Origin of the sequence: Lysobacter oculi (genome assembly GCF_003293695.1) — a bacterium.
Lineage (GTDB): Bacteria > Pseudomonadota > Gammaproteobacteria > Xanthomonadales > Xanthomonadaceae > Solilutibacter > Solilutibacter oculi.
In genome coordinates this window covers 2,191,880-2,218,788 of sequence record NZ_CP029556.1, presented here as the reverse complement: position 1 = coordinate 2,218,788, position 26,909 = coordinate 2,191,880, and the positions used below count along the sequence as shown (strand labels likewise).

The window sequence follows — 26,909 nt, the reverse complement described above, 5'->3', positions numbered from 1 at the left end:
AAACCGATGTCCACGCAACTTGATCCGATGATGGCCCGCATCGAGGCCAACCCCAAGTACCAGCTGCTGCGGCGCAAGCGCAATGCACTCGGCTGGAGCCTCACCGTGCTGATGCTGCTGGCGTACTACGGCTTCGTCGGCCTGATCGCCTTCGACAAGGAGCTGCTGGCGCGGCGCCTGGGCGAGGGCGTCACCACGGTCGGCATTCCGGTGGCGATGGGCGTGATCGTGTTCACCGTCGCGCTGACGGCGATCTACGTGTTCCGCGCCAACCGCGAGTTCGACCGCCTCAATGCCGAACTGCTGCAGGAGGCCCGCGCATGAACCGCCTGCCCCGACTCATCGCCGCGCTCGCACTGTTGTGCGCGAGCGGCCTCGCGCTGGCCTCGCCCGACGTCGGCGAGACCGTCAAGCAGCCGACCAACTGGATCGCCATCAGCATGTTCGCCACGTTCGTGGTCGCCACGCTGTGGATCACCAAGTGGGCGGCCGGCCGCACGCGTTCGGCGGCGGATTTCTACACCGCCGGCGGCGGCATCACCGGCTTCCAGAACGGCCTGGCGATCGCCGGCGACTACATGTCGGCGGCGTCGTTCCTCGGCATCACTGCGGCGGTGATGGGCGACGGCTTCGACGGCCTGATCTACGCCACCGGCTTCCTGGTCGGCTGGCCCATCCTGACCTTCCTGCTGGCCGAGCGGCTGCGCAACCTCGGCAAGTTCACCTTCGCCGACGTGGCCGGCTACCGCTTCCGGCCCGGCCCGATCCGCGCCTTCGCCGCTTCCGGCACGCTGGTCGTGGTGGCGTTCTACCTGATCGCGCAGATGGTCGGCGCAGGCAGCCTCATCAAGCTGCTGTTCGGGCTGGACTACTGGATCGCGGTGGTGATCGTGGGCGGGCTGATGATGGTCTACGTGCTGTTCGGCGGCATGACCGCGACGACGTGGGTGCAGATCATCAAGGCCGTGCTGCTGCTGGCCGGCGTGACGTTCATGGCGATCATGATCATGTCGAAGTACGGCTTCAGTTTCGAAGCGCTGTTCGCCGACGCGGTGCGGGTCAAGACCGACATCGCCAGCGCCAAGGGCGAGGCCGATCCCGGCGCGATAGGCCAGGCGATCATGGGGCCGGGCGGCTTCATCAAGGACCCGATCTCGGCGATCAGCTTCGGCATGGCGCTGATGTTCGGCACCGCCGGCCTGCCGCACATCCTGATGCGCTTCTTCACCGTCCCCGATGCCAAGCAGGCGCGCAAGTCGGTGCTGTGGGCGACGACCTGGATCGGCTACTTCTACCTGCTGATCTTCATCATCGGCTTCGGCGCGATCACCCTGGTGCTCACCAACCCCGAGTTCGCCGATGTAGCCAAGGGCGTCATCCACGGCGGCGACGGCGCCAAGAACATGGCCGCGGTGCTGGTGGCCAAGGCGGTGGGCGGCGATGTCTTCCTCGGCTTCATCTCGGCGGTCGCGTTCGCCACGATCCTCGCGGTGGTGGCCGGCCTGACGCTCTCCGGCGCCTCGGCGGTGAGCCATGACCTCTACGCCACGGTGTTCAAGCACGGCAACGCGGCGCCGGGTTCGGAGCTCAAGGTCTCGCGCATGACCACGCTGGCGCTCGGCGTGCTCGCGGTGGTGCTGGGCATCGCCTTCGAGAAGCAGAACATCGCCTTCATGGTCTCGCTGGCGTTCGCGGTGGCGGCCTCGGCCAACTTCCCGGTGCTGCTGCTGTCGGTGCTGTGGAAGGACTGCACCACGCGCGGCGCGGTGATCGGCGGCTTCCTCGGCCTGATCAGTGCGGTGCTGCTGACCGTGCTCTCGCCGTCGGTGTGGGAAGCGACGCTCGGCCACGCCAAGGGCAGCGCGCCGTTCCCCTACACCTCGCCGGCGCTGTTCTCGATGAGCCTGGCGTTCTTCGGGATCTGGTTCTTCTCGATCACCGACAAGAGCGCGCAGGCGCAGAAGGAACGCGCCGCCTTCCGCGCGCAGCAGATCCGTTCGGAAACCGGGCTGGGCGCGTCGAAGGCTTCGGGCCACTGAGTCCCGCCGCTGCGGAAACGGAAAACGCCGGCGCGATGCCGGCGTTTTTCTTTGTGGAGGATGGACGAGGCGGCGGCGTCAGCGCGGCGGCGCGGCCAGTTCCTTCGCATCCAGATAGCCGTCGCGGTTGCTGTCCTGGCGGCGGAAACGCTCGGTCAGGTTGGCGCGATGGGCGACGCGGGTGAGCACCGGCCCGCGCCCGCCCGGCTGCTCCTGCGGCTGCAGCACGCCGTCACGGTTGCGGTCCATCGCCTCGAAACCGAAGCTCATCCACGCGACGTATTCCTCCATAGACACCCGCTGGTCGCCGCTGGTGTCGATGCGCGAGAGGTATTCGGCCGGCGACTTCGCCTGCGCCCACGCCGCGCCGGCCGGCAGCGACATCGCCATCAGCACCGCGCAGGCCGCGAGCGCGCGCATCACGCCGGCTGCAGCGCGTAGCCGCGCAGGCGCTGGGCGAATTCCTGCAGCGAGCGGATGCCGCTGGCTTCGGCCTCCTGGCACCAGGCCTGCAGGCGTTGCAGGGAATCCTGCGCGTTGGCCGAACGTGCTTCCAGCACCGCGGCCAGCCGGCGGCGATGCTCGACCAGCGCCTGCATCCGCGGCGAGCGCGCCACCCAGGCCTGCATCTGCGCGCGCGATTCCGGCGACAGCCAGCGGCCGTCATCGACCAGCCCCTTGCGCAGGCGGCGCGGCAGCTTGCCCAGGCCGTGCGTGTCCACTTCCTCGCGGAGCGCCGGCTTGAGCACGCGGCGGTGGAAATCGGTCATGGCCTGGAAACGGTGGGCCAGCAGCGCCTTCATCGTTTCCATGTCGGGCATCGGGATGTTGGGGCGGACGTCGAGCGAGGGCGCGACGCGCAGCACCTTGGCCAGGCGCAGGGTCTTGAGGCCACGGATCGCCGCCCAGCCGATGTCGAACTCCCACTTGCGCAGCGCGAACTTGGCCGACGACGGGAACGCATGGTGGTTGTTGTGCAGCTCCTCGCCGCCGATCCACACGCCCCACGGCGACAGGTTGGTCGCGGTGTCGTGGGTCTCGAAATTGCGGTAGCCCCACCAGTGGCCCAGGCCGTTGACCACGCCGGCCGCCCAGAACGGGATCCACGCCATCTGGATCGCCCACGCGGCCACGCCCTTGAAGCCGAACAGCGCGGACAGCACCACCAGCAGCACCACCGGGCCCATCGTCGCGAAGCGGGTATAGAGCCTGCGCTCGATGAAATCGTCCGGGCAGCCCTTGCCGTACTGGTCGATGCTGGCGCGGTCGCGGCGCGCCTCGCGGTAGAGCTCGACGCCGCGCCAGAACACGTTGCCGATGCCCTTGAACATCGGGCTGTGGGGGTCTTCCTCGGTCTCGCACTTGGCGTGGTGCTTGCGATGGATGGCCGCCCATTCGCGCGCGATCATCGAGGTGGTGAGCCAGGTCCAGAAGCGGAACACATGGGCGATGGCGGGGTGGAAATCCACGCCGCGGTGCGCCAGCGAGCGGTGCAGGTAGAGCGTGACCGAGAAGATGGTCAGCTGGGTGGCCAGCAGCAGGTACAGGGCGAGCGTGCCCCAGCCGGCCTGGGTCAGGCCGCCGGCGAGGAAATCGAGGATCGAAGAAGACATGGGGGTTTTGTCGTGGGATGTCGCGTCGGACGACGCCCGGTCATGATGGGGGCGGGTTCCGGCGACGTCACCAGACGCAGCCGTACGGAATTCATCCGCGGGCCGGTTTCGCGCGCCTTTCCCGCACGCGCCTCCATCCCCATATCCACCCCATGCCCGAGCTGCCCGAAGTCGAAACCACCCGCCGCGGACTGGCGCCGCATCTCGTCGGCCGCCGCATCGAGGCCGTGACCCTGCGCCGCGACACGTTGCGCTGGCCGATTCCGCCGGAGGTCTCCGCGCGGCTGGTCGGCGAGCAGATCGCCGCGATCCGCCGCCGCGCCAAATACCTGCTGCTCGACACCGGCGCCGGCAGCGCCCTCTGGCACCTGGGCATGTCGGGTTCGCTGCGCGTGCTGGAGGCCGACGTGCCGGTGCGCGCGCACGACCATGTCGATGTCGTGCTGGACGACGGCCGGCTGCTGCGCTTCAACGACCCCCGCCGCTTCGGCTCGCTGCTCTGGCAGCCGCCGGGCGAGACCCACGCACTGCTGCGCGGACTCGGCCCCGAGCCGCTCGACGACGGCTTCGACGGCGGCCATCTGTTCGCGCTGTCGCGCGGCCGCCGCGCGCCGATCAAGACTTTCCTGATGGACCAGGCGGTGGTGGTCGGCGTGGGCAACATCTACGCCGCCGAAGCGCTGTTCGAAGCCGGCATCCACCCGCTGCGCGAGGCCGGCAAGATCAGCCGCGAACGCTACGCCACACTGGCCGAAGCGGTGAAGCGCATCCTCGCCCATGCCATCGAACGCGGCGGCACCACCTTGCGCGACTTCATCAGCCCCGACGGCCTGCCCGGCTATTTCGAGCAGGAACTGCTCGTCTACGGGCGCGGCGGCGAGCCCTGCAAACGCTGCGGCGCGACATTGAAGGTAGCCCGCATCGGCCAACGCGCCAGCGTCTGGTGTCCCCGCTGCCAGCGCTGAGGCGGACTGCGCTCAGCCACGCTCGGCTATCCTCGCCCCATGCAAGCACGCACGCCCCGCGACGGCATCACCCAATGGCTCGATGAAGCCCGTGGCGGCGATCGCGCGGCACTCGACCGCGTGCTGCAGGCGCTCTACGGCGAACTGCACGCCATGGCCAAGCGCCAGCTCGGCGGCGGCAACGAAGACACGCTCGACGCCACCGCGCTGGTCCACGAGGCCTATCTGCGGCTGGTCGGCCAGGAGGATGTGGAATTCTCCGACCGCGCCGCCTTCTTCGCCTACGCCGCCAGCGCGATGCGCAGCGTGGTGGTGGATCACGCGCGTGCGCGGCTGGCGATCAAGCGCGGCGGCGGCGACACCGTGCAGCGCGTCGCCGACCTGCCGGACAACATCAACGACGGCATCCGCCTCGACGAAGACCTGCTCTCGCTCGACAGTGCGTTGACCCAGTTGAACGAAATCGACCCGCAGCTCGCCCGGGTGGTGGAGCTGCGCTACTTCGCCGGCCTGTCGGAACTGCAGATCGCCGAACTCAGCGACCGTTCCGAGCGCAGCGTGCGCCGCGACTGGCAGAAGGCGCGGATGTTCCTGCTGCGCATGCTGCAGGGCGAGTGATGGACCGCACGCGCTGGCAGCGGCTGTCGCAGGCGCTGGACGAACTGCTGGAACTCGATGCCGACGCGCGTGCGGCGCGGCTTCAACAACACGCGACGGAAGATGCCGGCTTCGCGCGCGACCTGCAGGAATTGCTGGCGCAGGAAGACACCGAAGGCTCGCTGCTGGACACGCCGCTGGTCACCGCGCCGCCCGGCCCGCGCGAGGGCGAACAGGTCGGGCCGTACCGGCTTGAACGCCTGCTGGGCGAAGGCGGCATGGGCCAGGTCTGGGTGGCCGAGCGCGCCGACGGCCTGTACGAACGCCGCGTCGCGCTGAAGCTCCTGCGTCCCGGCCTGGCCGATCCCAACCTGCGCCTGCGCTTCACCCGCGAGCGGCAGATCCTGGCCCGCCTCGCCCATCCGCACATCGCGCGCCTGCTCGACGCCGGCATCAGCGGCAACGGCCAGCCCTACCTCGCGCTGGAGGAAGTGGAGGGCGAAGGCATCCTCGACTACTGCCGCACACGCGGCCTCGGCCTGCGCCCGCGGCTGGAACTGTTCCAGCAGGTCTGCGAGGCGGTGACCCACGCGCACGCCAACCTGGTCGTCCATCGCGACCTCAAGCCGTCCAACATCCTGGTCACGCCCGAAGGCGAGGTGCGCCTGCTCGACTTCGGCATCGCCAAGCTGCTCGACGGCAATCCCGCCGACCCGCCGGAAGCCACCCGCACCGGTGTGCGCAGTTTCACCCTGCACTACGCGGCGCCGGAACAGATCCGCGGCGAGCCGGTCACCACGCAGACCGACGTCTATTCGCTGGGCGTGGTGATGTACGAACTCCTGACCGGCGGCAAGCCGTACCGCCTCAAGCGCGAGACTAGCGCGCAGTGGGAGGAGGCGATCCTGGCCGGCGATCCGCAGCGGCCCTCGGTCGCGGTGGTGCGCGGCGGCGAGGACGAGGCGGTGCCGGGCATCGACCGCAGGCGCTGGTCGAAGATGCTGGTCGGCGACCTCGACAACATCGTGCTGAAGGCGCTGTCCAAGCGCCCGCCCGAACGCTATCCCTCGGCGGAGGCGCTCTCGCTCGACATCCAGCGCCATCTGGACGGCCTGCCGGTGCTGGCGCGTCCGCAGAGCCTGGCCTACCGCAGCCGCAAGTTCCTGCGCCGCCATCGCTGGCCGATCGGGCTGACGCTGGCCGCGGCACTCACGCTGATCGGGCTGCTCGGCTTCACCTGGTGGCAGCGCCAGCAGGCGGTGCGCGAGACCGCGCGCGCGCAGGCCTTGCAGACCTTCGTCATCGGCCTGTTCGAAAACGCGGGCGTGGCGCGTACCGGCAAGCCGCTGGATGTGGAGACGCTGATCGATGCCGGCGAGCTGCGCGGTGATCGCGAACTGGCGCTGCAGCCGCGCGCGCATGCGGAGCTGCTCGGGGTGATCGCGCGCATCCGCATCGCGCTCGGCCAGTACGACGAGGCATGGATGCTGCTGCGCCGCCAGCAGGGCCTGCTGGCCACCCTGCCCGACGCCTCGCCCGGCCTGCAGCTGGAAGCCACCACCCAGCGCGGCCGCGTGCAGCGCCTGCGTGGCGACGTGCACGGCTGCATCGCCAGCCTGTCGCCGCTGCAGGCGCAGGCCCTGCGCGCGCAGGCGCAGCTGCCCGCGCTGGTCGCCGACTACTACTCGCAGCTGGCGCGTTGCCGGCGCGCCATCGGCGAACGCGATGCCGCGCGCGGGCTGTTCGAACGCTCGCTGTCGCTGCGCCGCAGTGCATTGGGCGATGACATCGGCGTGGTCGAGAACCTCACCGACCTGGCCGCGCTGTCGGTCGATGCCGGCGACGCCGCGCAGGCGCTGCGCGGTTTCGAAGGCGCGCTGGCACAGCTGCGCAAGATCGCCGGGCCGCGACATCCGCTGGCCATCGACATCCTGCGTTCCATCGGCGCGGCGCAGCAGCAGCTGGGCCAGACCCGCAGCGCATCGCAGTCCTGGGGCGAGGCGCTGCTGCTGTCCGACGACCTGCAGGGCCCGAATCATCCGGCCACGCTGGCGTTGCGCCGCCAGCACGCGCTGTTGCTGGTCGAGAACGGCGAACTGGAGGAAGCGCAGCGCCAGCTGCTCGCCAACCAGCCGCTGGTGCTGCAGCGTTATGGCGAAAACAGCGTGGAGGCCGCCGCCGCCTGGGACGCGCTGGGCCAGGTCTCGCACCAGCTGGGTGAACTCGACCGGGCGCATGACCAATTCCTGCGCGCCGCCCGCATCGAACGCGATGCCAAGAGCCAGCCGGCACTGGCCGATACCCTGCAGCGCGACGCCGCGGTGTTGATCGAAGCGCGGCGTGCGCAGGTCGCGTTGCGCGTGCTGAACGACATCCGTGGCCTGCGCCCGCAGCCGAACGCGGACTGGTGGCGCCTGCAGGCCGAGGCCCGCCTGCAGCAGGACGAAGCCGGCGAGGCGCTGACGGAAGTGCGTGCCGCACGCCGGGCATCGCCGGCGCTGGATGAACTGCGCGGACTGGAAGCGCGGCTGGTGCTGGAAGACGAAGCCAGCACGCCGGAAAACCGCGCCGAAGCCTTCGCCACGCTGGAGGCCATCGCCCGCACGCCGGCCAGCGACCATCGCAGCCTGCAGCAGCTGATGCGCGCGCAACTCTGGCTGGCCGATGCGCACTGCCGCGACGACCCCGCACGCGGCCTCGCCGACTTCACCACACTGGAGGAATCACTTACCGGCAGCCGGCCGCAGGGCGGCGTGCTGCTGCGGCAGGTGCAGGCGGCGCGCCATGCCTGTTCGCAACGCGTGCCGGTGGCGACGGCAGTCACGCCTTCGCCGGCCCGGGCGCCGGCCGCTCCCCGGCCCCGTGCGGTCTAGTCGCCGAGCGGCAGCGACGGCTGCAGCGGCGCGATCTCGCCTTCGCCGCGCATCACTTTCTTGAACTCGCGGCGGCTCACCGACACGTAGCGGTCGTTGCCGCCGATCTCCACCTGCGGGCCGGCGGCCAGCGCGCGCCCGGCTTCGTCCACCCGTACGGTCATCGTCGCCTTGCTGCCGGTGTGGCAGATGGTCTTGATCTCCTGCAGCTCGTCGGCCCAGGCCAGCAACGCCGCGCTGCCCTCGAACAGTTCGCCGCGGAAATCCGTGCGCAGGCCATAGCAGAGCACCGGGATGCGCAACGCATCGACCACTTCCGACAGCTGCCAGACCTGCGGCTTGGCGAGGAACTGCGCCTCGTCCACCAGCACGCAATTCAGTGGGCCATGGGTGGCGATGTCGGCTTCGATCATCCGCTGCAGGTTGTCGTCGCGCTCGAAGCGGGTCGCCTCCGCCTGCAGGCCGATCCGCGAAGCCACCGTGCCGCTGCCGGCGCGGTCATCCAGCGACGGCGTGAGGATCGCCACGCGCATCCCGCGCTCGCGGTAGTTGTGCGCGGACTGCAGCAGCGTGGTGGTCTTACCGGCATTCATTGCCGAGTAGTAGAAGTAGAGCTTGGCCATGCGCGGATTTTAGCGATCCGGCAGGGGCGGGCGCCCGGGCCGCGCCACAGGCGCGGCCGGCGCCACGGTCAGTCGCCCTTGTCGCCTTCGGGTTTGGCCTTGTCCTTGGCGGCATCACCGGCCTCGTCGGGTTTCCGGTGCAGGTCGCCGACGATGACCCGCCCTTCCTTTACTCCGTCCATCACCGCGGCCTGCCACTGCCAGTAGCGCTTCGGTTCCCAGAATTGCTTGTCGTAGAACTCGGTGCCGTCGATGACGGTGCCGCCGCCCGGGCCGGGGATGACGATCTTCAGCGCACCGACCGCGCCGGTGCGGCTGCCGGTGATGTTGCGCGAGGCGCGGCGCATCACCGCTTCCAGCCGCGGCTTGGCCACCGCGTCGCCGAATTCGGCATAGACCTGCTGGCCGACCTCCACCGCGCGCACGCGCTCGGCTTCGCCCAACTCGCCCCAGTAGCGCTCGCGGAAGGCGAGGAAGAGTTCGTAGCCGCGCTCGGCGGCCAGGTCCATCCAGGCGTAGGCCAGCGCGCGGTCGCGCTCCACGCCACGGCCTTCCCACAGCATCTCGGCGTACCCCGCCTGCGAGGCCTTGTCGGCATAGCGCGCGGCTCGGCGGAAATAGGCGGCGGCACGGGTGTCATCGCCGCGCTTGAGCTCTTCCATCGCGCGGGCGCGGTTGAGCATGTCCGGATGCGCCTCCAGGAACGAATGGCTGGACAGCACTTCCTGCTGCCGCGCGGTCGGCTCCCAGCGCGCCTTCTTTTCCTGCGCGTGCAGCGGCAGCGCGAGCATCATCGCCACGATGGCCAAGGCCAGACCCGTCTTCTTCATTGCCGCTCCATGTGTCGATGCGCCGGAGCCTAAACAGACCCACCGGGCGCGATTCCCATCCGGCGCGGACTCTACCCTTCCATCACGCCACGCGGACCTGCCGGTGGTCATGCCCCGCGGTCGGGCCGGGGCAGGGATTGCTGTCAGAATGGCGCCCCCTCGCCCCGGACCCGCGACCCGCGCATGCACGGCCTCAACCCCCCGCAACAGCAGGCCGTCCTGCACACGGAAGGCCCGCTGCTGGTGCTGGCCGGCGCGGGCAGCGGCAAGACGCGGGTGATCGTGGAGAAGATCGCGCAGCTGGTTTCGACCGGGCGCTACCCGGCACGGCGTATCGCCGCGATCACCTTCACCAACAAGTCGGCGAAGGAGATGCGTGAGCGCGTCGCGCGGCGGATCAAGGGCGACGCCGGCGAAGGGCTGACCATCTGCACCTTCCACGCGCTCGGCCTGAAGATCGTGCAGATCGAATGCGCCAAGCTCGGCCTCAAACGCGGCTTTTCGGTGTTCGATGCCGATGACGCCAGCGGCCAGATCAAGGACCTGATGGCCGGCGCCAAGCCCGACGCGGTGCAGGCGGCGCAATCACTGATCTCGCGCGCCAAGAACGCCGGCCTGTCACCCGAACAGGCGCTGGAAGCCGCCCGCAGCACCCGCGAACTGGAAGCCGCCCGCCTCTATGCCAAATACCAGGCGCGGCTGGCGAGTTTCAACGCGGTCGATTTCGACGACCTCATCCGCCTGCCGGTGCAGTTGCTCGAAGACGATGCGGAAGCGCGCGACGCCTGGCGCGAGCGCATCGGCTACCTGCTGGTGGACGAATGCCAGGACAGCAACGACGCGCAGTACCGCCTGCTGAAGGCGCTGGCGGGCGAGGCCGGCCAGTTCACCTGCGTCGGCGACGACGACCAGTCCATCTATGCATGGCGCGGCGCCAATCCCGAAAACCTGATGCAGATGGCGCGCGACTATCCGGCGCTGACCATCGTCAAGCTGGAACAGAACTACCGCTGCAGCAACCGCGTGCTGCGCGCGGCCAACCAGCTCATCGCGCACAACCCGCACGAACACCTGAAGACGCTCTGGAGCGATGCCGCCGACGGCGAACGCATCCGCGTCTGGGAATGCCGCGACAGCGAGCACGAGGCGGAGAAGGTCGCCGCCGAGATCCAGTTCCAGCACAGCAGCAAGAACGCGCCGTGGAGCGACTTCTGCATCCTGTTCCGCGGCAACCACCAGTCGCGCGCGCTGGAGAAATCGCTGCAGCTGCTGCGCATCCCCTATCACCTGTCCGGCGGCACGGCTTTTCTTGAACGCGCGGAAGTGAAGGACGCGCTGGCCTGGCTGCGCCTGCTGGTGAATCCGGAAGACGATTCCGCCTTCCTGCGCGCGGTGCAGTCGCCGAAGCGCGAAGTCGGCCAGACCACGCTGGCGAAACTGGCCGAACTCGCCCGCGAGGCTCACCTGCCGATGTCGCGGGCGGCGGAGTCGGTCGGCCTGCTCAAGCAGCTGCCGCCGCGTGCGTCCAACGCGCTGCATGGCTTCACCGACATCGTCCACGCGCTGCGCCGCGAGGCGCGCGAGTCCAGCGCCGCCGACCTCGTCCGCAGCCTGGCGCTGAAGTCCGGCATGGATGCGGCGATCCGCGCCCAGTGCAAGACCGAGCAGCTCTACCAGATCCGCCGCGGCAACCTGGAGGAGCTGGCGCAATGGTTCGAAGGCGCGCGTGGTTCGGGCGTCGGTGACCTGGCCGCACAGCTGGCCCTGGTCTCGCGCAGCGACCGCGACGATGCCGGCAACCAGGTCCGGCTGATGAGCCTGCACGCGGCGAAGGGGCTGGAGTTCCGCTTCGTCTTCATCGTCGGTATGGAAGACGGCACCCTGCCGCACGAAGCCAGTCTGGACGAAGGCCGCCTCGACGAGGAACGCCGCCTGCTCTACGTCGGCATCACCCGCGCCAAGGAACAGCTGTGGCTGTCGCATTCGGCGCGCGCCTCACGCTGGGGCAGCGTGGTGAAACTCTCGCCTTCGCGCTTCTTCGACGAACTCCCCGCCGGCGAACTGCAGCGCGACGGCGCCGACCCGGTCGCCGACGCCGAACGCAAGCAGGCCCGCGCCAAGGCCAGCTTCGCCGACATCCAGGCCATGCTCGGCGACTGAAGGGCGGCCGCCACCCGCCTTCGCTAGACTCGGCGCTTTCCCCACGCGACACCCCGATGCGCACTTCAACCCCGATGATGTCGATGCTGGCCGCCGCGCTGCTGCTGGCCGCCTGCAAGCCCACCGCGCCGCAGGCCCCGGCCAAGCCCGCCGATGCCGCCACCGCCACGCCTGCCGCCACCGCGGATGCACCGAAGGCGGGCAAGCCGGCCGCCAGTGACGCCCACGACAACCTCAACGCCGTGGCCTGGGTGCAGCGTTCGGCGGAATACGCGGCGGTCACCACCACGATCTACACCGCCGCCACCGCGCACCTGGACGCGGCGCTGAAGTCGGGCGAAAGCGCGCTGGCCGAAGGCGAGCAGTCCGCCGCCAAGGCCAAGCTGCCGCCGGCGGTGGTGATGGATGTGGACGAAACCGTGCTGGACAACTCGCCCTACCAGGCGCGGCTGATCGCCGACGGCAAGGAATTCGAGGACCTGACCTGGGACCAGTGGGTCGCGGAGAAGAAAGCCAGGCCGGTGCCCGGCGTGGTCGCGTTCGCCAAGGCGGCGGAGGCCAAGGGCATCACCGTGCTTTACATCTCCAACCGCGCCGAACACCTGCAGGCGGCCACGCTCGCCAACCTGCGCGAGGCCGGCCTGCCGGTGAAGAACGACGAGGTCTTCCTCGGCCTGGGCACCTTCGTGGCCGACTGCGAGCAGAACGGCAGCGAAAAGCTCTGCCGCCGCAAGCTGGCCGGGCAGAAGTACCGCGTGCTGATGCAGTTCGGCGACCAGCTGGGCGACTTCGTGCAGATCCTCGCCAACACCCCCGAGGCGCGCGCCGACCTCTCCGCCAAGTACGCCGGCTGGTGGGGCCAGCGCTGGTGGATGCTGCCCAACCCGACCTACGGCAGCTGGGAACCAGCCCTGTTCAACAACGAATGGGCACAGCCGGTGGAGGCGCGACGGGCCTCCAAGCGCGCGGCGCTGCGGCTTGATCGTTAATCAAATCAATAGTTTGGAGGATGAAACCTCACGTGTTGCATAAAGTTGGCGGGGCGACTAAGCTGGCCCCGCCACAACACTGTCCTCCGGCCCTGCCGGATTTATGAAAGGAGACTCCGGTCTCCTTTTTTTTTGCCCGTTTCCTTGACCCACGCCCCTTGCCGCCCCGGCGGCCGCGCGGTCAAGATGCGACGAAGGGGTTTCAGGCATCCATCACCACATGCGATCGAGCTACCCGTCCAGCTGGCGGGTCCTGACGGGCCTGCTCGCCGGCCTCCTGCTGCTGGCCTGTTCGCCCACGCCCTCCACGGCGCCGCTGGCGGGCACGCCCGATGCCGTCGCCCCGCACGGCGCGGCCACGCCGGCCGGCGCCATCCAGGACCCCATCGCCCACCTGCGCCGCAACGCACTGGCCGATGTCGCCCGCAGCACCCTGCCGCCGGCGCTGCATGCGCGGGTGGAAGCGGGCTGGCGGGCCGGAGACTCGCGCTGGCCGCTGAGCGAGCTGCCGCTGGACGACAGCATCCCCGGCATGCTGCAGGCGCTCACCGCGAAAGACGCCGAACGCAAGCTGCAGGCCCGCCACCGCCAGCAGCTGGCCGGCCAGACCCGCGCCCTGCAGGAAGCCGCCCGTGGCCTGGGCCTGTTCGGCAAGCAGTACCTGGCCCGCGAAGGCCAGTACAACGCCCAGCAGCGCCAGCATTACGTCGCGTTGATCGAAGCCGTGTCCGACTGGGCCCAGCACGCCCCGCTCGGAGACCCCGGCCGCGGCCGCGAGAGCATCCATCTGCTGGTCACCGGCGCCGCGCGCACCGGCCTGCACGGCAACGAGGACTTCAGCCGCCTCGGCATGGACGCCAGCCTGAAGGCGCTGGTCCCGCTCTACATCGCCGCCAAGCAGATGCTCGCCCTGTACGGGCTGGGGGTGGATGCGGCGCTGGCCAGCGTCCGCGCCGAGACGGTGAAGGTGGAAGGCGACCGCGCGTCGGTGAAGGTCCGCTACAGCGTGGCCGAAGACGACATCGAAACCGTGGTGGACGCGGTGCGGGTCGATGGCCGCTGGTACCTGGCCGATTACCTGAAAGCCGCCGAAGCCTCGCTCGGCTCGCCGGCCGCGGCCCCGCCCGTGACGGAGCCGGCGCGCCCCGCTGGGCGATAATCGGCCGATGCAGAACCAGACCCCCCTGCCGTTTCCGGAACCGGAAACGCCCGCCGACCCGCCCAAGCCCGCCGCGACCCCGGGCGAGACGCCGGCCGCGGCCAGCCCACCCGATGCCCCCGCCCACGCCGGCGATGCCGTCACCGACGCGCCCGAAGCCACGGCACCGGCCGCCCCAGGCCCGCGCACGCCGCTGATCGTCTCCCGCCCGCTCTGGGCCAAGCTGCTCGGCAAGGTGCTGGAGCCGTGGATCGAGCTCAAGCTGGAGCCACAGACCCCGGCCCAGTTCGATGACGGCCGCCCGGTCTGCTACGTGCTGGAGGACTACGGCATCAGCAATGCGCTGATCCTGGACCGCGCCTGCCAGGAGGCCGGCCTGCCCTCGCCGCTCAACCCGCTGCCCGGCGACCCGCTGGGCCGCAAGCGCGCCTACGTCGCGCGGTCGCGCCGCCACGCCAACGCGCTCGGCCTCGCTCCCGGCGCCGAGCACAAGACCCATTCCGGCTCGCTGGCCCGCCTGCTGCAGGCGCACCGCGACAACCCGGCGCTGGACGTGCAGCTGGTGCCGGTGTCGATCTTCGTCGGGCGCGCGCCGGACAAGCAGAGCGGCTGGTTCTCGGTGCTGTTCTCCGAGAACTGGACGCTGGTCGGGCGCTTCCGCCGCCTGCTGGCCATCCTGCTGAACGGCCGCGGCACCCTGGTGCGCTTCTCGCCACCGGTCTCGCTGCGCGGCATCGTCGACGAAGGCCTGCCGCCGGAACGCACCGTGCGCAAGCTCTCGCGCGTGCTGCGCACCCACTTCCACCGCATCCGCGCGGCGGTGATCGGCCCGGACCTGTCCACCCGCCGCCTCCTCATCGACCGCGTGCTGGCCGCCGACCCGGTCAAGCAGGCCATCGCCGACCAGGCCCGCCGCAACGGCAGCAAGCCGCAGGACGCCTGGAAGAAAGCCCACGCCTACGCCTGGGAACTCGCCGCCGACTATTCGCACCCGGTGGTGCGTTCGGCCAGCTTCCTGCTCACACCGGTCTGGAACCGCATCTACCGCGGCGTGCTGGTCCACCACCTCGACAAGCTCAAGGAAGCCGCACCCGGCCACGAAGTGGTCTACGTGCCCAGCCACCGCAGCCATATGGACTACCTGCTGCTGTCGTACATGCTCTACACGCGCGGCATCGTGCCGCCGCACATCGTGGCCGGCATCAACCTCAACCTGCCGGTGATCGGTACCCTGCTGCGCAAGGGCGGCGCGTTCTTCATCCGCCGCTCCATCCGCGGCAACATGCTGTATTCGGCGGTGCTGTCGGAATACGTCGCCCAGCTGATCGCCGGCGGTTATTCGGTCGAATATTTCATCGAAGGCGGGCGTTCGCGTACCGGCCGCCTGCTCCAGCCCAAGGGCGGGATGATCTCGATGACGCTTCGGGCCTACCTGCGCCAGCCCACGCGTCCGGTGCTGTTCCAACCCATCTACATCGGCTACGAGAAGCTCATGGAAGGCAACAGCTACCAGGACGAGCTGACCGGCAAGCCGAAGGAAAAGGAATCGATCTGGCAGCTGCTGATCGGCATCCCCAAGGTGCTGCGCAGCAACTACGGCCAGGTGGTGGTGAACTTCGGCGAGCCGATCGAGCTCAACCACGTGCTGGCGAAACACGCCATCGGCTGGGACGGCCAGGCGGTGGGCGAGGAGGAAAAACCGGAGTGGCTGACCGGCACCGTCAACGCGCTGGCCCAGCAGATCCAGGTCAACGTGAACCGCGCCGCCGACGTCAACCCGATCAACCTGCTCGCCCTCGCGCTGCTGTCCACGCCCAAGCACGCGATGGGCGAAGCCGACCTGCTGGCGCAGATCGCGCTGTCGAAGACGCTGCTGGTCGATGTGCCGTATTCCGACCGCGTCACCGTGACCCCGCACACGCCGGAACAGATCGTCGCGCACGGCGAGGAGATCAACGTCCTCAACCGCACCCGCCACCCGCTCGGCGACGTGCTGGACGTGGACGACGACAATGCCGTGCTGCTCTCGTATTTCCGCAACAACGTGCTGCACCTGTTCACCGCTTCGGCGTGGATCGCGGTGTGCTTCCTGCACAACCGGCGGATGTCGCGCAACACGCTCAGGCGGCTCGGCGAGAACGTCTATCCGTTCCTGCAGGGCGAGCTGTTTTTGCCGTGGACGCCGGAGGAATTCGCCGAGCGCATCGACCGCACCGCCGATGTCTTCGTCCGCGAAGGCCTGCTGGAACAGGTCAGCGACGACGAAGGCGGCTTCCTTGCCCGCAATGCCGGCCAGTCCGACGAGGTGTTCCGCCTGCGCGGCCTGGGCCACCCGCTGCAGCAGGCTTTCGAGCGCTACTACATCGCCATTTCCGTGCTGGCCAAGAACGGCCCCGGCGTGCTCAGCGCCGGCGAACTTGAAACGCTCTGCCAGCTCGCCGCGCAACGGCTGTCGCTGCTCTACGCGCAGACCGCGCCGGAGTTCTTCGACAAGTCGCTGTTCCGCGGCTTCATCCAGAAACTGCGCGAGATGCGCCTGGTCTGGACCGACGAGCAGGGCAAGCTGGTGTTCGACGAGCGCCTCAACCAGTGGGCGCGCGATGCCAAGGTGATCCTGGGTCGCGAACTGCGCCACACCATCGAGAAGGTCAGCCCGGAGGCGGCGCGGCCTGCGCAGGAGGCGCCACCCGCACCTGCCGTGGCGCCGGAAGAAGGCGGGTAAATCGGTTTATCGGGATGCGGGAAGCGCCGGTTGATCCGGCGCTTTTTGTTTGGGCGATGGTGGATGCCGGGCCGACGAATGGCCGTCCATCCACCGGGATGCCTCAAGCCGGTTCGTCCGGCGTCATCGCCCGTTCCAGGTAGTGGATCTGGTCCTTCAGCCTGAGCTTGCGCTTCTTGAGCCGGCAGACCATCAGCTGGTCATGCGCGGCATCGGCCTGCAGGCGGGTGATCACCTCGTCCAGGTCGCGATGTTCGGTCTTGAGTTCCAGCACGCGCCGCGCCATCCGTGCGATCTCGGCGGGGTCGGTGGTCAGCTGGCTCATGGGCCGAGCTTAGCCTGATCGCGCGCGTCGCGTCATCGCGGGTCCGGGCGGGATGAGACAATGCGCGGATGAACAGCATTCCCCTCGCCCTCATCGAACCGCAGCCCGCCGCCGCGCCCGCGAAGGCCGCCCCGGGCAAGCGCGAGGCCGACAAACTGGCCAAGCGCCTGCGCCACCAGGTCGGCAAGGCGATCGCCGATTTCGGGATGATCGAGAACGGCGACAAGGTCATGGTCTGCCTGTCCGGCGGCAAGGACAGCTACACCATGCTCGACGTGCTGCTGCAGCTGCAGAAGAAGGCGCCGGTGGAGTTCAGCATCACCGCGGTCAACCTGGACCAGAAGCAGCCCGGCTTCCCCGAGCACGTGCTGCCGGACTACCTGAGGTCGCTCGGCGTCGACTTCCACATCATCGAGCAGGACACCTATTCGGTGGTGTCGCGGGTCATCCCCGAAGGCAAGACGATGTGTTCGCTGTGCTCGCGGCTCCGGCGCGGCGCGTTGTACACCTATGCCGAGGAAAACGGCTTCACCAGGATCGCGCTGGGCCATCATCGCGACGACCTGGTCAACACTTTCTTCCTCAACCTGTTCTTCCACGCCAAGCTGAGCGGCATGCCGCCCAAGCTGTTGAGCGATGACGGCAAGCACGTCGTGATCCGCCCGCTCGCCTATGTGCGCGAAGACGACATCGAGCAGTACGCGGCGCTGAAGGATTTCCCGATCATCCCGTGCAACCTGTGCGGCTCGCAGGAAAACCTGCAGCGTAAGCAGGTCAAGCGGATGCTGCAGCAGTGGGAACGCGAAACACCCGGCCGCGTCGAGACCATGGCGCGCGCACTCGGCGACATCCGCCCGTCGCAGTTGAGCGATCCGAAGCTGTTCGACTTCCTCGCGCTCGGCAAACGCGGCGATGCGGCATTGCCGGATGCGCATGCGTGGCTGGCGGGTGATCCCGGCAGTCGCAATTCAAGCGACGTGGATGGCTGAGCCTTGACGCGACCTTCCGCGACATGGATGTCGCAAATGAGCCTCCATGGATGGATTCACGGCGTGTCGCAGCAAGGCTCAGTCATCCGCGACCCCCACTTTCACTTTGGATATTGAATGTTCTTCCGCAACCTGACCCTGTTCCGTTTCCCCGCTTCGGTCTCCTTCGACGATCTCGAATCACAACTGGCCGAGGCCGCGCTCAATCCGGTCGGCCCGATGGAGCTGTCCAGCCGCGGTTTCGTGTCGCCGTTCGGGCGCGCGGGTGGCGATGAGGCCGCGCTGATGCACCGCATCGATGACGCGATCTGGCTCACCGTGGGCGGCGAGGACAAGCTGCTGCCGTCGTCGGTGGTCAACGACCTGCTGCAGAAGAAGATCGACGAGTACGAGGAGAAGAACGCGCGGCGTCCCGGCGGCAAGATGCGCCGGCAGATGAAGGACGACCTGGTGATGGAACTGCTGCCGCGCGCCTTCGTGCGGCCGGTGCGCACCGATGCGCTGATCGACCTCAAGCATGGCGTGCTGGTCGTCGACACCTCGTCGCGCAAGGTGGCCGAGGCGGTGGTCTCGCAGATCCGCGAAGCGCTGGGCAGCTTCCCCGCGTTGCCGGTCAATGCCGAGGTCGCGCCGCGTTCGGTGATGACCGGCTGGATCGCCGGCGACGCCCTGCCCGAAGGCCTGTCGCTGGGCGACGAATGCGAACTGCGCGACCCCGCTGACACCGGCGCGGTGGTCAAGGTGCAGCGCATGGAGCTGGCCGGCGAAGAGATCGAGACGCACCTGGAAGCCGGCAAGCAGGTCGCGCGCCTGGCGCTGCTGCTCGACGACCATGTCGGCTTCGTGATGGGCGAGGACCTGGTGCTGCGCAAGTTCAAGCTGCTCGATGGTGCGGTGGAGCAACTGGAATCGAGCGAACGCGACGACATCCGCGCCGAACTTGATGCCCGCTTCGCGCTGATGGCCGGCGAGTTCAAGCGGCTGTTCCCGGTGCTGGAGGCCGCATTCAAGTTGAGCAGCGCCGACTGAGGCGTGCCGCAGTGTTGCCTCGCCGCCCTGTTTTGCCTAGGGTGGGAACACACCCGCTGTTTGCGACGATCGGCAGCCGTGGCACGTACCAGGAGTGATCGTCCCTTCACGATCCAAGGAGACCCGCATGAAGCGTTTGATCGTCCTTTCCAGCGTGCTGTTGCTGTGTGCAGCTGCCTCCGTGCAAGCCGCCGAGCAGCCCCTCCTCAAGACGCCCAGCGGCCAGAAATATGCGCGCCAGTGCCAGGCCGAGCAGCCCACCGCATACCAGGCCAAGATCTGTGAGCGCCTGCTGTTCGAGGCCCGCGTGCAGCTCTCGCTCCAGGTCAGCGCGCAGAACGCGGCCTCGTCGGGCCAGTTCGCCAGGAAGGACCTGCCGCAGATGTCGCGGGTCGACGAACTGCGCCGCGTGGAGAATCACGCGCATCGTTAAGCGTCACCCTCCGCACCGGAAAGGCCGCTCCTCTGGGGCGGCCTTTCCCATTCCGGGTCCGGAAACGCCCGGAACTCCTTTCCCTGCCGGTATAAAAGCGTGATGCTCCGCCTCTTCACCCGCGCCCCGCAGGTCAGCGATCCCCGCACGGTGGAGCTGCAGCTGGCCGACGGCACCCGCATCGAGGTGTCGATGTGCCGGCATCCCCGCGCGCGGCGCATCAAGCTGTCGGTCGATGAGCGCGGCGCGCGCCTGACCCTGCCTACGCGGGCGAGTGAACGCGCGGCGCTCGACTTCCTCCATGCGCACCGCGACTGGTTGCAGGCGCAATGGCGGATGCTGCATGCCGAACTGCCCACGCCGCTGGCGCCCGGCACCAGCACGGCGCTGCCGCTGCGCGGGGCCTCGCATCCGCTGGCGTGGCAGGCCGGCCGGCTCACCCGCGTGCAGCCGGTCGATGGCGGCGGCTACCGCTTCGACGTGCGCGGCCTGCGGCTAGGCATGGCCACGACGCCGGCCATGCAGCGCGCGCTGCGTGACTTCTACGAGGCCGAAGCCCGCGCCGACTTGGCCCGCTGGCTGCCGACCTACACCGCGGCGTTGCCGAAGCCGCCTTCGCGCATCGTGCTCAAGCGCACCAGCACGCAATGGGGCTCGCTCTCACCGACGGGCGTGATGGCACTGGACCTGGCGCTGGTGCTGGCGCGGCCTTCCGCCTTCGAATACGTGCTGGTGCACGAGCTCTGCCACCTGATCCACCACGATCATTCGCGCGCGTTCTGGCGCGAAGTGGAAGCACGCTGTCCGCACTGGCGCGACGAACGCGACTACCTGCACGCCGAAGGCCGCCGCCTGAAAGCCGCGCTGCGGATGCTCTGCGGCTGATCGCGTTCAGCCGTGCTGCGCGGCGAGGAAGGCGCGCAACCGCGCCGGCCGCACCGGCTTGGTCAACACCACGCATCCACGCGCACGCGCGCCGTGCAGGACGTCGTCGCTGCCGTCGCCGGTGAGCAGCGCCGCCGGCAACACGCGGCCCGCGGCTTCGCGCAGGGCATCGATGAGGCCAAGGCCATCCAGCCGGTCATGCAGGTGGAAATCGACCAGCAGGACCTGCGGCGCCATCGCCGCGAGCGCCGCCAGGGCGCCATCGACATCGCTGGCCACGCGCACATCGACCTGCCAGCGCCGCAGCAGCGCGCGCATGCCGTCGAGGATGTCCGGATCGTTGTCGATGCAGAGCACGCGCAGGCCGGCCAGGCCGTCATCCATCACCATCGCCTGCGCCACCGGTTCGACACGCGCCGCCACGCCGCGCGGCACCGAGATGGCGAACACGCTGCCGTGGCCGACCCGCGAATGCACTTCAAGCCGGTGGTCGAGCGTGCGCGCGATGCGCTGGCAGATCGACAGGCCCAGCCCCAGCCCGCGTTCGCCCTGGCCGGGCTGGGCGAAGCGGCGGAACTCCTCGAAGATCTGCCCGAGGTGATGCGACGGGATGCCGACGCCACTGTCCCAGACCTGCAGCAGCACGTCATCGCCGCGCCTGCGCGCGGCCAGCAGCACGCCGCCCTCGCGGGTGTAGCGCATGGCATTGGCGATGAAGTTCTGCAACGCGCGACGCAGCAGACGGCGGTCGCTCATCACCACGGTGCCGGGCGCGGCATGCACGCGCAATGCGAGGCCGCGCTTCTGCGCGATCGGCGCGTACTGCGCGGCGAGTTCGCGCAGCAGGTCGCCGGCATCGAAGGGGGCGATCTCCGGCTTCAGTTCATTGGCATCGAGCCGGGAGATGTCGAGCAGGCCGTCGAGCAGGTCTTCGGCGGCCCGCAGGGACGCATCGACGCGTTCACCGAGCCGGCGGACTTCCGCTTCCTCATCCACCTCGCGCATCGCGCTGGTGAACAGCCGCGCGGCGTTCAGCGGCTGCAGCAGGTCATGGCCGACGGCGGCGAGGAAGCGGCTCTTGGACTGCTGCGCGGCCTCGGCCTCGCGGGTGCGTGCCTCGACGCGCTGCTCCAGCGTTTCGTTTGATTCGATCAGCGCGCGTTCCACCTGCTTGTAGGCGGTGACGTCGCTGTAGGTGGTGACGTAGCCGCCATCGGGCAGCGGCTGGCCGCGCATCTCGATCACCTGGCCGTTGGCACGCACGCGCTCGAACACATGCGGCGTGCCGGCGCGCAGATGCGCGAGGCGGCGCTCGATCTGCGAGGCCACATCGCCCGATCCCATCTCGCCGCGTTCGGCATTCCAGCCGATCAGGTCGGCGACCGGGCGGCCGACATAGAGCATCGAATCCGGGTAGCCGAACATCGCCTGGTAGGGGCGGTTCCAGGTCACCAGCCGCATGTCGGCATCGACCACGCTCACGCCCTGCGCGATGTTCTCCAGCGTGGTCAGCAGCATCTGCCGGTTGAAGCGCAGTTCCTGGCCGGCCTGGTCGAGCAGGTGCACCACTTCGCCCAGCTCCATGCCGGAGCCGCGCAGCGCGCTGGTGAGCGTGAGGCGGGCGGAGTCGGCACCGATCGCCGAGGCCATCAGGCGTTCGGTGAACTGGATCAGGCCGCGGTCGGCGAAGGCATCCGGCGGCAGCGGCTGGCCGGTCTCCGCGCGGAGTTCGTCGAAGGCGCGTTGCGCGCTGCGTTCGCCCACGATGCGTTCGGCCAGCGCGATGAGATCGCCGATGCGCAGGTTGCCGGCATGGCCGCCGGCTTCGAGCGAGGTGCGCTGCGCATAGGGATCGAGGAACGATGTCGCCATCAGGTGTTCGCGGAGGCGCGGCCGCCGCCGCATCGACACCCATACGAACACCGACACGTTGACCAGCAGCGACCAGAACACGCCATGGGTCAGCGCATCCCAGCCCTGCATCCCGAACAGCTGCTCGGGCTTGAGCCAGCCGATGCCGAACGGGCCATGGCGTTGCCAGTCGCCCAGTTCGAGCCAGCCGCTGTGCACCAGCGAGGGCAGGAACAAGGTGTAGGCCCAGAGCAGCGCGCCGATGCTGGTACCGGCCAGCGCGCCCTGCCGGCTGGCGCCGCGCCAGAACAGGCCGCCGATCAGCGCCGGGGCGAACTGGGCGACGGCGGCGAAGGCCAGCAATCCGTATTCGGCCAGACTGCCGTGGCCACGTACCGCGCGGTGGTAGGCGAAGGCCATCAGGGCGAGCGCGATGATGGTGCCGCGACGCACCCACAGCACCTGCTGGTCGATGGCGACACGTGCCGCGCGACTGCCACGCAGGCGCAGCAGCACCGGCATCACCAGATCGTTGCTGACCATCGTCGCCAGCGCGATGCTGGCCATGATCACCATGCCGGTGGCGGCGGAAAACCCGCCCAGATAGGCGGCCAATGCCAGCCAGTCCTGGCCGAAATGCATCGGCATCGCCAGCACATAGCTGTCGGGCGACACGGCGCTGCCGGCGAACAGGGCGCTGCCGGTCAGGCTGAGCGGCAGCACCAGCAGCGAGAACAGCAGCAGGTAGCCACCGAACAGCCAGCGCGCCACGCGCAGGTCGCGCACGTCCTCGCACTCCACCACCGCGACATGGAACTGGCGCGGCAGGCAGACGATGGCGAGGAAGGCGATCAAGGTCTGCGCCAGCACGCCGCCCGGCACCGGCTTGGCCGCCATGCTGCGCGCCGCTTCCGCCACGCGAACGGGCAGCACGTCTTCGCCCGGCAGGTGCCAGAGCGCGAACAGCCCGACCGCGACGAAGGCCAGCAGCTTCAGCAGCGATTCCAGCGCGACCGCCAGCACCATGCCGCGATGGTGCTCGGTGGCATCGGTGCGGCGGGTACCGAACAGGATGGCGAACAGCGCCAAGGCCAGCGCGACATACAGCGCGGGATCGGCCAGCACCTCGTTGCCGGCGACCGGCGTGCCGGCCAGCACGCCCACGCTCATCGCCACCGCCTTGTACTGCAGGCTGACGTAGGGCACCGCCGCGACCAGCGCCAGCACTGCCACCAGCGCGGCGAGTCCGGGCACGCGGCCATAGCGCGACGACAGGAAGTCGGCGATGGAGACGATGCGGTGTTCGTCGCTGATCAGGATCAGCCGTTCCAGGATGCGCCAGCCGAACACCAGCAACAGCACCGGACCGAGATAGATCGGCAGGAAGCCCCAGCCGGTCCGCGCCGCCGTGCCCACCGTGCCATAGAACGTCCACGACGAGCAGTACACCGCCAGCGCCAGCGCATAGATCGCCGGACGCAGGCGCCTGAGCCGCGCCGGCATCGCGCTGCGCTCGCCCCAGGTCGCCACCGCGAACAGCAGCGCCACGTACAAGGCCGAGATCAGCAGCAGCGTCCAGCTCGGGATCATCGTGGTGGGCGATGGGGTGATGGCCGGAGTGTACGCGGCAGGCACGCAGGGCCGGACCCGCCGAAAGTCGAAGGGTGATGGCGATGCGCCGGTGCCAGAATGCCAATGGATTCCCGTGAGTCATTGCGATGGACAGCGTCCCCGGCCTTGATCTGACGATCCCGCCGTTCGACCTGCTCGACGATGCCGGACGCGCGCGGCTGGCGGCCGGCGTCGACCTCGCCTTCCACCGCGCCGGCGATCTCCTGATCGAGGCGGGCAAGCCCTCGCCGCACGCGGTGGTGGTGCTGAAGGGCCGCATCCAGGCCTTCGAGCTGGATGCCGCCGGCCACGAGCGGCGCTTCGGCGACTATGGTCCGGGCGATGTCTTCGGCGCCTGGGCGGTGATGGCCGGGCGCGCGCGCCACAGCTACCGCGCGGAAAGCGACGCGCTGCTGTTCCTCATCCCCGCCGATCTGTTCCGCGCGCTCATCGACGCCCATCCCGCCTTCCGCGCCTACTTCAACGAAGGCCTCTCGGCCAAGGGCCAGCTGGCCAACCGCAACCGCGGCCGTGATTCCGAACTCGCCGAACTGATGATCACCCAGGTCGGCGACGCCCAGCTCGCGCCCGCCGAGCGCATCGACGCCAACGCCGGCATCGATGCCGCCTCGCGCCTGCTGCGGGAAAAACGGGTCGATTGTCTGCTGGTCGATGACGCGGCGTTCGACGGCCCCGGCATCGTCACCCGCACCGACCTGCTGGAAGCGTTGACGCTGGAAGGCCGCGCGCCTTCGGATGCGGTCGGCCCGCTCGCGCATCGCCCGCTGATCGGCGTGCGCCGCGAAGACGTGCTGTTCCAGGCGCTGGTGGTGATGACCGAGCGCCAGGTGGAACGCGTGGTGGTGCGCGAGGGCGAAGCGGTCATCGGCACCCTCGGCATGGCCGAAGTGCTGTCGCATTACGCCAGCCACTCGCACCTGATCAGCCTGCGGTTGTCGCGCGCCCGCACCCCGGCCGAGATCGCCGACGCCGCGCGCGGCATGGACCGCCTCATCCGCACCCTGCATGCGCAGGGCGCCCGCATCGCCACGCTGATGGAGCTGGTCAGCGCGCTCAACAGCCGCATCATCCAGCGCCTGTTCGAACAGGTGGTGCCGCCCGAATTCCACGACCGCCTGTGCCTGCTGGTAATGGGAAGCGAAGGCCGCAGCGAACAGCTGCTCAAGACCGACCAGGACAACGCGCTGATCGTCGCCGACGGGCTGGACTGGCCGGGTCTGGACGAGGCGATGCAGCGGTTCGGCGATGCCCTGGGCGAGGTCGGCTACCCGCCGTGCCCGGGCGGGGTGATGGCGCGCAATCCGGCCTGGCGCATGGATGAAAGCGCGTGGCGCACGCGGATCGGCGAGTGGCGCTGGCTGCATTCGCCCGAGGCGGCGCTGGACCTGGCCATCGCGCTCGACGCGCGACCGGTGGCCGGCAATCCGGCTTTGTTCGCGCCGGTCGCGGCATCGCTGGCCGAACTGGGCGGCGACGACCGTCTGCTCAACCAGCTGGCGGCGGCCATCCTGCCCTTCGATACGCCGCTGACGCTGTTCGGCCAGGTGCGCGGCGACGACCACGGCACCGACATCAAGAAGGGCGGCGTGTTCCCGGTGGTACATGGGCTGCGCTGTTTGGCGCTGAAACATGGCGTCCGTGAGCGCAACAGCTTCGCGCGCTGCGCGGCGCTGGCCGAAGCCGGGCATCTCCCCCACGATCTCGGCCGCGACCTGCCGCAGGCGCTCGCGGTGTTCCAGCGGCTGCGGCTGGATGCGCAACTGGCCGCGCTCGACGCCGACCGCGCGCCCGAAAACTTCATCCACGCCGATGCGCTGCGCCGGCTCGACCGCGAACTGCTGCGCGATGCGTTGCGGGTGGCGAAGGATTTCCGCCAACACCTCAAGCACGTCTTCCACCTGGTCGAATGAACGGCGCCGGCCCGCTGCAGCGCTGGTGGTGGCGCCGACGCCATGGCGAAGGCGCGTGGGCGGCGCTGCTTGCGCCCGCTCCGGCGGACGAGTGGGTCAGCCTGGATCTGGAAACCACCGGCCTGGACCCGGCCAGCGACCACATCCTCAGCCTCGCGGCGGTGCCGGTGCGTGCGGGGCAGGTGCGGCTGTCGGAGCGCTTCGAGCGGCGGATCCGCCCGGACCGCGCGTTCGGCATCGAATCGATCCGCCACCACCGCATCACCCCGGACGAGGCGGCGGATGGCGCCTCGGTCACCACCGCCGTGCGCGAATTCCTGGCATGGCTGGGGCCGCGCACGCTGCTGGGCTACCACCTCGGCTTCGACCTGGACATGCTCGCGCCGCATGCGCGCGCGGTCGCCGGCTTCCCGCTGCCCAACCCGCGCATCGACCTGGCCGACGAGATCGCGCGGGCGCAGCGGCGACAGGCGCCGGACGCGCCGCCGGAGCTCGACTTCGTCCACCTCTGCGACCGCCTCGGCGTGCCGGTCATGGGTCGGCATACGGCCCTGGGGGATGCGGCCACGGTGGGCGCGTGCTGGCTGGCGTTCGAGCGCTTGGGCTGGCCAGCCACCACCGGCTGAGCGCGCCGCCGGCAGGCAAACAAAAACCCGCCTCGCGGCGGGTTTCTGCGGCTCCAACAAGCGGAAGGCTTACTTGATCTTGCCTTCCTTGTAGATCACGTGCTTGCGGACGACGGGATCGTACTTCTTCATCTCCATCTTGCCGGGCGTGTTCTTCTTGTTCTTGTCGGTGGTGTAGAAGTGACCCGTTCCTTCCGAGGAAATCAGGCGGATCTTGTCGCGCTTGGACGGCATGGTCGGGACTCCTTAGATCTTTTCGCCACGGGCACGGAGGTCGGCGAGGACGGCGTCGATGCCGTTCTTGTCGATGGTGCGCAGGGCCTTGGTGGAAACGCGCAGCTTCACCCAGCGGTTCTCGGAAGCCACCCAGAAGCGGCGTTCGTGGAGATTGGGCATGAAACGGCGGCGGGTCTTGTTCATCGCGTGCGAGACGTTGTTACCCGTCACGGTACGCTTGCCGGTCACTTGGCATTGGCGGGACATGAGCACCTCTCTTGTGTCCGTGGATGCCGTCCATAGCCCGGACGGCGGCGGCCCCGGCGGCCTTGCGGCTGCCGCGCGATGCGGGCGATAACCTGCGGGCCGGGATCGCGCTGCCGGCTCGGCCCGCCGGATGGCGGACGCAGGGAGCCGGGCATGATGCCCTAAGAAGGCGGCGC

At 69.3% G+C, this 26,909-nt stretch carries 23 protein-coding genes; 15 read left to right on the top strand and 8 right to left on the bottom strand.

The features are described 5' to 3' along the window. Positions 1-6 precede the first annotated feature (6 nt). Both DCD74_RS10705 and DCD74_RS10700 read left to right on the top strand, forming a co-directional pair. Positions 7-324 carry a DUF485 domain-containing protein gene (locus DCD74_RS10705; protein WP_112927299.1) on the top strand — a complete coding sequence of 106 codons (318 nt, stop codon included), beginning with the start codon at positions 7-9 and terminating at the stop codon, positions 322-324. Next, on the top strand, positions 321-2,039 hold the full coding sequence (locus tag DCD74_RS10700; RefSeq protein ID WP_112927298.1) for a cation acetate symporter: 1,719 nt from the start codon (positions 321-323) through the stop codon (positions 2,037-2,039). Before DCD74_RS10705 ends, DCD74_RS10700 begins: the two co-directional genes overlap by 4 nt. A gap of 78 nt (positions 2,040-2,117) precedes the next feature. Here the strand turns inward: DCD74_RS10700 and DCD74_RS10695 are convergent, their stop codons facing one another. Together DCD74_RS10695 and DCD74_RS10690 are read right to left on the bottom strand one after the other, a co-directional pair. After that, the gene (locus DCD74_RS10695; protein WP_112927808.1) at positions 2,118-2,459 is read right to left on the bottom strand and encodes an EF-hand domain-containing protein; all 342 of its coding nucleotides are present in this window, start codon (positions 2,457-2,459) and stop codon (positions 2,118-2,120) included. Further along, entirely contained in the window at positions 2,459-3,652 is a 1,194-nt protein-coding gene (locus DCD74_RS10690; RefSeq protein WP_112927297.1) for a DesA family fatty acid desaturase, read from the bottom strand. The genes DCD74_RS10695 and DCD74_RS10690 overlap by 1 nt, the downstream gene beginning before the upstream one ends. A 152-nt stretch (positions 3,653-3,804) precedes the next feature. Between DCD74_RS10690 and mutM the strand changes: the two genes are divergently transcribed. Genes mutM through DCD74_RS10675 form a run of 3 tightly spaced genes read left to right on the top strand, consistent with a single transcriptional unit; the run spans position 3,805 to position 8,087 of the window. After that, positions 3,805-4,617, top strand: coding sequence for a bifunctional DNA-formamidopyrimidine glycosylase/DNA-(apurinic or apyrimidinic site) lyase (mutM, locus tag DCD74_RS10685; protein WP_112927296.1), 813 nt, complete (start codon positions 3,805-3,807; stop codon positions 4,615-4,617). A gap of 39 nt (positions 4,618-4,656) precedes the next feature. Then, positions 4,657-5,235: an ECF-type sigma factor gene (locus tag DCD74_RS10680; RefSeq protein ID WP_112927295.1), complete on the top strand. Its 579-nt coding sequence runs from the start codon at positions 4,657-4,659 to the stop codon at positions 5,233-5,235. After that, positions 5,235-8,087: a serine/threonine-protein kinase gene (locus DCD74_RS10675; protein WP_112927294.1), complete on the top strand. Its 2,853-nt coding sequence runs from the start codon at positions 5,235-5,237 to the stop codon at positions 8,085-8,087. The genes DCD74_RS10680 and DCD74_RS10675 overlap by 1 nt, the downstream gene beginning before the upstream one ends. On the opposite strand, the gene DCD74_RS10670 is transcribed toward DCD74_RS10675, so the two are convergent. Next, positions 8,084-8,710: a thymidine kinase gene (locus DCD74_RS10670; RefSeq protein ID WP_112927293.1), complete on the bottom strand. Its 627-nt coding sequence runs from the start codon at positions 8,708-8,710 to the stop codon at positions 8,084-8,086. The genes DCD74_RS10675 and DCD74_RS10670 overlap by 4 nt on opposite strands. Positions 8,711-8,778: 68 nt before the next feature. Next, positions 8,779-9,540, bottom strand: a complete 762-nt coding sequence (locus DCD74_RS10665; RefSeq protein ID WP_112927292.1) for an SEL1-like repeat protein — start codon at positions 9,538-9,540, stop codon at positions 8,779-8,781. A 183-nt stretch (positions 9,541-9,723) separates the two neighbouring features. Here DCD74_RS10665 and DCD74_RS10660 point away from each other — a divergent pair, with 183 nt between their 5' ends. The 4 genes from DCD74_RS10660 (at position 9,724) to plsB (ending at position 16,570) form a co-directional block, all read left to right on the top strand. Further along, positions 9,724-11,700: a UvrD-helicase domain-containing protein gene (locus DCD74_RS10660; protein WP_112927291.1), complete on the top strand. Its 1,977-nt coding sequence runs from the start codon at positions 9,724-9,726 to the stop codon at positions 11,698-11,700. 56 nt (positions 11,701-11,756) lie between these two features. Then, a complete protein-coding gene (locus DCD74_RS10655) occupies positions 11,757-12,689 on the top strand; it encodes a 5'-nucleotidase, lipoprotein e(P4) family (RefSeq protein ID WP_217424254.1) in 933 nt (310 codons plus the stop codon). A gap of 220 nt (positions 12,690-12,909) precedes the next feature. Then, a complete protein-coding gene (locus tag DCD74_RS10650; RefSeq protein ID WP_162615988.1) occupies positions 12,910-13,848 on the top strand; it encodes a hypothetical protein in 939 nt (312 codons plus the stop codon). A 7-nt stretch (positions 13,849-13,855) separates the two neighbouring features. Beyond that, on the top strand, positions 13,856-16,570 hold the full coding sequence (plsB, locus tag DCD74_RS10645; protein ID WP_112927289.1) for a glycerol-3-phosphate 1-O-acyltransferase PlsB: 2,715 nt from the start codon (positions 13,856-13,858) through the stop codon (positions 16,568-16,570). Positions 16,571-16,673: 103 nt separating this feature from the next. On the opposite strand, the gene DCD74_RS10640 is transcribed toward plsB, so the two are convergent. Beyond that, positions 16,674-16,895, bottom strand: a complete 222-nt coding sequence (locus DCD74_RS10640; RefSeq protein ID WP_112927288.1) for a YdcH family protein — start codon at positions 16,893-16,895, stop codon at positions 16,674-16,676. Positions 16,896-16,963: 68 nt separating this feature from the next. Here DCD74_RS10640 and ttcA point away from each other — a divergent pair, with 68 nt between their 5' ends. The 4 genes from ttcA to DCD74_RS10620 all read left to right on the top strand — a co-directional run bounded on the left by ttcA (position 16,964) and on the right by DCD74_RS10620 (position 20,231). Then, complete coding sequence (gene ttcA / locus DCD74_RS10635) at positions 16,964-17,884, top strand: tRNA 2-thiocytidine(32) synthetase TtcA (protein ID WP_112927287.1); 921 nt, start codon at positions 16,964-16,966, stop codon at positions 17,882-17,884. A gap of 117 nt (positions 17,885-18,001) precedes the next feature. Then, a complete protein-coding gene (locus tag DCD74_RS10630) occupies positions 18,002-18,913 on the top strand; it encodes a recombination-associated protein RdgC (protein ID WP_112927286.1) in 912 nt (303 codons plus the stop codon). 127 nt (positions 18,914-19,040) lie between these two features. Then, complete coding sequence (locus DCD74_RS10625; RefSeq protein WP_112927285.1) at positions 19,041-19,346, top strand: hypothetical protein; 306 nt, start codon at positions 19,041-19,043, stop codon at positions 19,344-19,346. A gap of 102 nt (positions 19,347-19,448) precedes the next feature. Further along, the gene (locus DCD74_RS10620) at positions 19,449-20,231 is read left to right on the top strand and encodes a M48 family metallopeptidase (RefSeq protein WP_112927284.1); all 783 of its coding nucleotides are present in this window, start codon (positions 19,449-19,451) and stop codon (positions 20,229-20,231) included. Positions 20,232-20,237: 6 nt separating this feature from the next. Here DCD74_RS10620 and DCD74_RS10615 read toward each other — a convergent pair whose 3' ends face one another. Continuing rightward, complete coding sequence (locus DCD74_RS10615; protein WP_112927283.1) at positions 20,238-23,672, bottom strand: hybrid sensor histidine kinase/response regulator; 3,435 nt, start codon at positions 23,670-23,672, stop codon at positions 20,238-20,240. A gap of 128 nt (positions 23,673-23,800) precedes the next feature. Here DCD74_RS10615 and DCD74_RS10610 point away from each other — a divergent pair, with 128 nt between their 5' ends. Together DCD74_RS10610 and DCD74_RS10605 are read left to right on the top strand one after the other, a co-directional pair. Next, positions 23,801-25,624, top strand: coding sequence for a DUF294 nucleotidyltransferase-like domain-containing protein (locus DCD74_RS10610; protein WP_112927282.1), 1,824 nt, complete (start codon positions 23,801-23,803; stop codon positions 25,622-25,624). Further along, a complete protein-coding gene (locus DCD74_RS10605; RefSeq protein ID WP_112927281.1) occupies positions 25,621-26,250 on the top strand; it encodes an exonuclease domain-containing protein in 630 nt (209 codons plus the stop codon). Before DCD74_RS10610 ends, DCD74_RS10605 begins: the two co-directional genes overlap by 4 nt. A 69-nt stretch (positions 26,251-26,319) precedes the next feature. On the opposite strand, the gene rpmG is transcribed toward DCD74_RS10605, so the two are convergent. After that, positions 26,320-26,484, bottom strand: coding sequence for a 50S ribosomal protein L33 (gene rpmG / locus DCD74_RS10600; protein ID WP_076586027.1), 165 nt, complete (start codon positions 26,482-26,484; stop codon positions 26,320-26,322). Positions 26,485-26,496: 12 nt separating this feature from the next. Continuing rightward, positions 26,497-26,733 (bottom strand): 50S ribosomal protein L28, encoded by a 237-nt coding sequence (gene rpmB, locus DCD74_RS10595; RefSeq protein ID WP_112927280.1) that lies wholly within the window; start codon positions 26,731-26,733, stop codon positions 26,497-26,499. Positions 26,734-26,909 lie beyond the last annotated feature (176 nt).

Excerpts from the sequence above, each read along its gene's own strand:
- DCD74_RS10680 (WP_112927295.1), top strand. The coding sequence starts at position 4,657 with ATGCAAGCACGCACGCCCCGCGACGGCATCACCCAATGGCTCGATGAA.
- DCD74_RS10630 (WP_112927286.1), top strand. The coding sequence starts at position 18,002 with ATGTTCTTCCGCAACCTGACCCTGTTCCGTTTCCCCGCTTCGGTCTCC.
- DCD74_RS10610 (WP_112927282.1), top strand. The coding sequence starts at position 23,801 with ATGGACAGCGTCCCCGGCCTTGATCTGACGATCCCGCCGTTCGACCTG.
- rpmB (WP_112927280.1), bottom strand. The coding sequence starts at position 26,733 with ATGTCCCGCCAATGCCAAGTGACCGGCAAGCGTACCGTGACGGGTAAC.
- DCD74_RS10665 (WP_112927292.1), bottom strand. The coding sequence starts at position 9,540 with ATGAAGAAGACGGGTCTGGCCTTGGCCATCGTGGCGATGATGCTCGCG.
- plsB (WP_112927289.1), top strand. The coding sequence starts at position 13,856 with ATGCAGAACCAGACCCCCCTGCCGTTTCCGGAACCGGAAACGCCCGCC.
- DCD74_RS10690 (WP_112927297.1), bottom strand. The coding sequence starts at position 3,652 with ATGTCTTCTTCGATCCTCGATTTCCTCGCCGGCGGCCTGACCCAGGCC.
- DCD74_RS10655 (WP_217424254.1), top strand. The coding sequence starts at position 11,757 with ATGCGCACTTCAACCCCGATGATGTCGATGCTGGCCGCCGCGCTGCTG.
- mutM (WP_112927296.1), top strand. The coding sequence starts at position 3,805 with ATGCCCGAGCTGCCCGAAGTCGAAACCACCCGCCGCGGACTGGCGCCG.
- DCD74_RS10695 (WP_112927808.1), bottom strand. The coding sequence starts at position 2,459 with ATGCGCGCGCTCGCGGCCTGCGCGGTGCTGATGGCGATGTCGCTGCCG.
- DCD74_RS10650 (WP_162615988.1), top strand. The coding sequence starts at position 12,910 with ATGCGATCGAGCTACCCGTCCAGCTGGCGGGTCCTGACGGGCCTGCTC.
- DCD74_RS10605 (WP_112927281.1), top strand. The coding sequence starts at position 25,621 with ATGAACGGCGCCGGCCCGCTGCAGCGCTGGTGGTGGCGCCGACGCCAT.
- DCD74_RS10705 (WP_112927299.1), top strand. The coding sequence starts at position 7 with ATGTCCACGCAACTTGATCCGATGATGGCCCGCATCGAGGCCAACCCC.
- DCD74_RS10620 (WP_112927284.1), top strand. The coding sequence starts at position 19,449 with ATGCTCCGCCTCTTCACCCGCGCCCCGCAGGTCAGCGATCCCCGCACG.
- DCD74_RS10700 (WP_112927298.1), top strand. The coding sequence starts at position 321 with ATGAACCGCCTGCCCCGACTCATCGCCGCGCTCGCACTGTTGTGCGCG.
- DCD74_RS10640 (WP_112927288.1), bottom strand. The coding sequence starts at position 16,895 with ATGAGCCAGCTGACCACCGACCCCGCCGAGATCGCACGGATGGCGCGG.
- ttcA (WP_112927287.1), top strand. The coding sequence starts at position 16,964 with ATGAACAGCATTCCCCTCGCCCTCATCGAACCGCAGCCCGCCGCCGCG.
- rpmG (WP_076586027.1), bottom strand. The coding sequence starts at position 26,484 with ATGCCGTCCAAGCGCGACAAGATCCGCCTGATTTCCTCGGAAGGAACG.
- DCD74_RS10615 (WP_112927283.1), bottom strand. The coding sequence starts at position 23,672 with ATGATCCCGAGCTGGACGCTGCTGCTGATCTCGGCCTTGTACGTGGCG.
- DCD74_RS10675 (WP_112927294.1), top strand. The coding sequence starts at position 5,235 with ATGGACCGCACGCGCTGGCAGCGGCTGTCGCAGGCGCTGGACGAACTG.
- DCD74_RS10625 (WP_112927285.1), top strand. The coding sequence starts at position 19,041 with ATGAAGCGTTTGATCGTCCTTTCCAGCGTGCTGTTGCTGTGTGCAGCT.
- DCD74_RS10660 (WP_112927291.1), top strand. The coding sequence starts at position 9,724 with ATGCACGGCCTCAACCCCCCGCAACAGCAGGCCGTCCTGCACACGGAA.
- DCD74_RS10670 (WP_112927293.1), bottom strand. The coding sequence starts at position 8,710 with ATGGCCAAGCTCTACTTCTACTACTCGGCAATGAATGCCGGTAAGACC.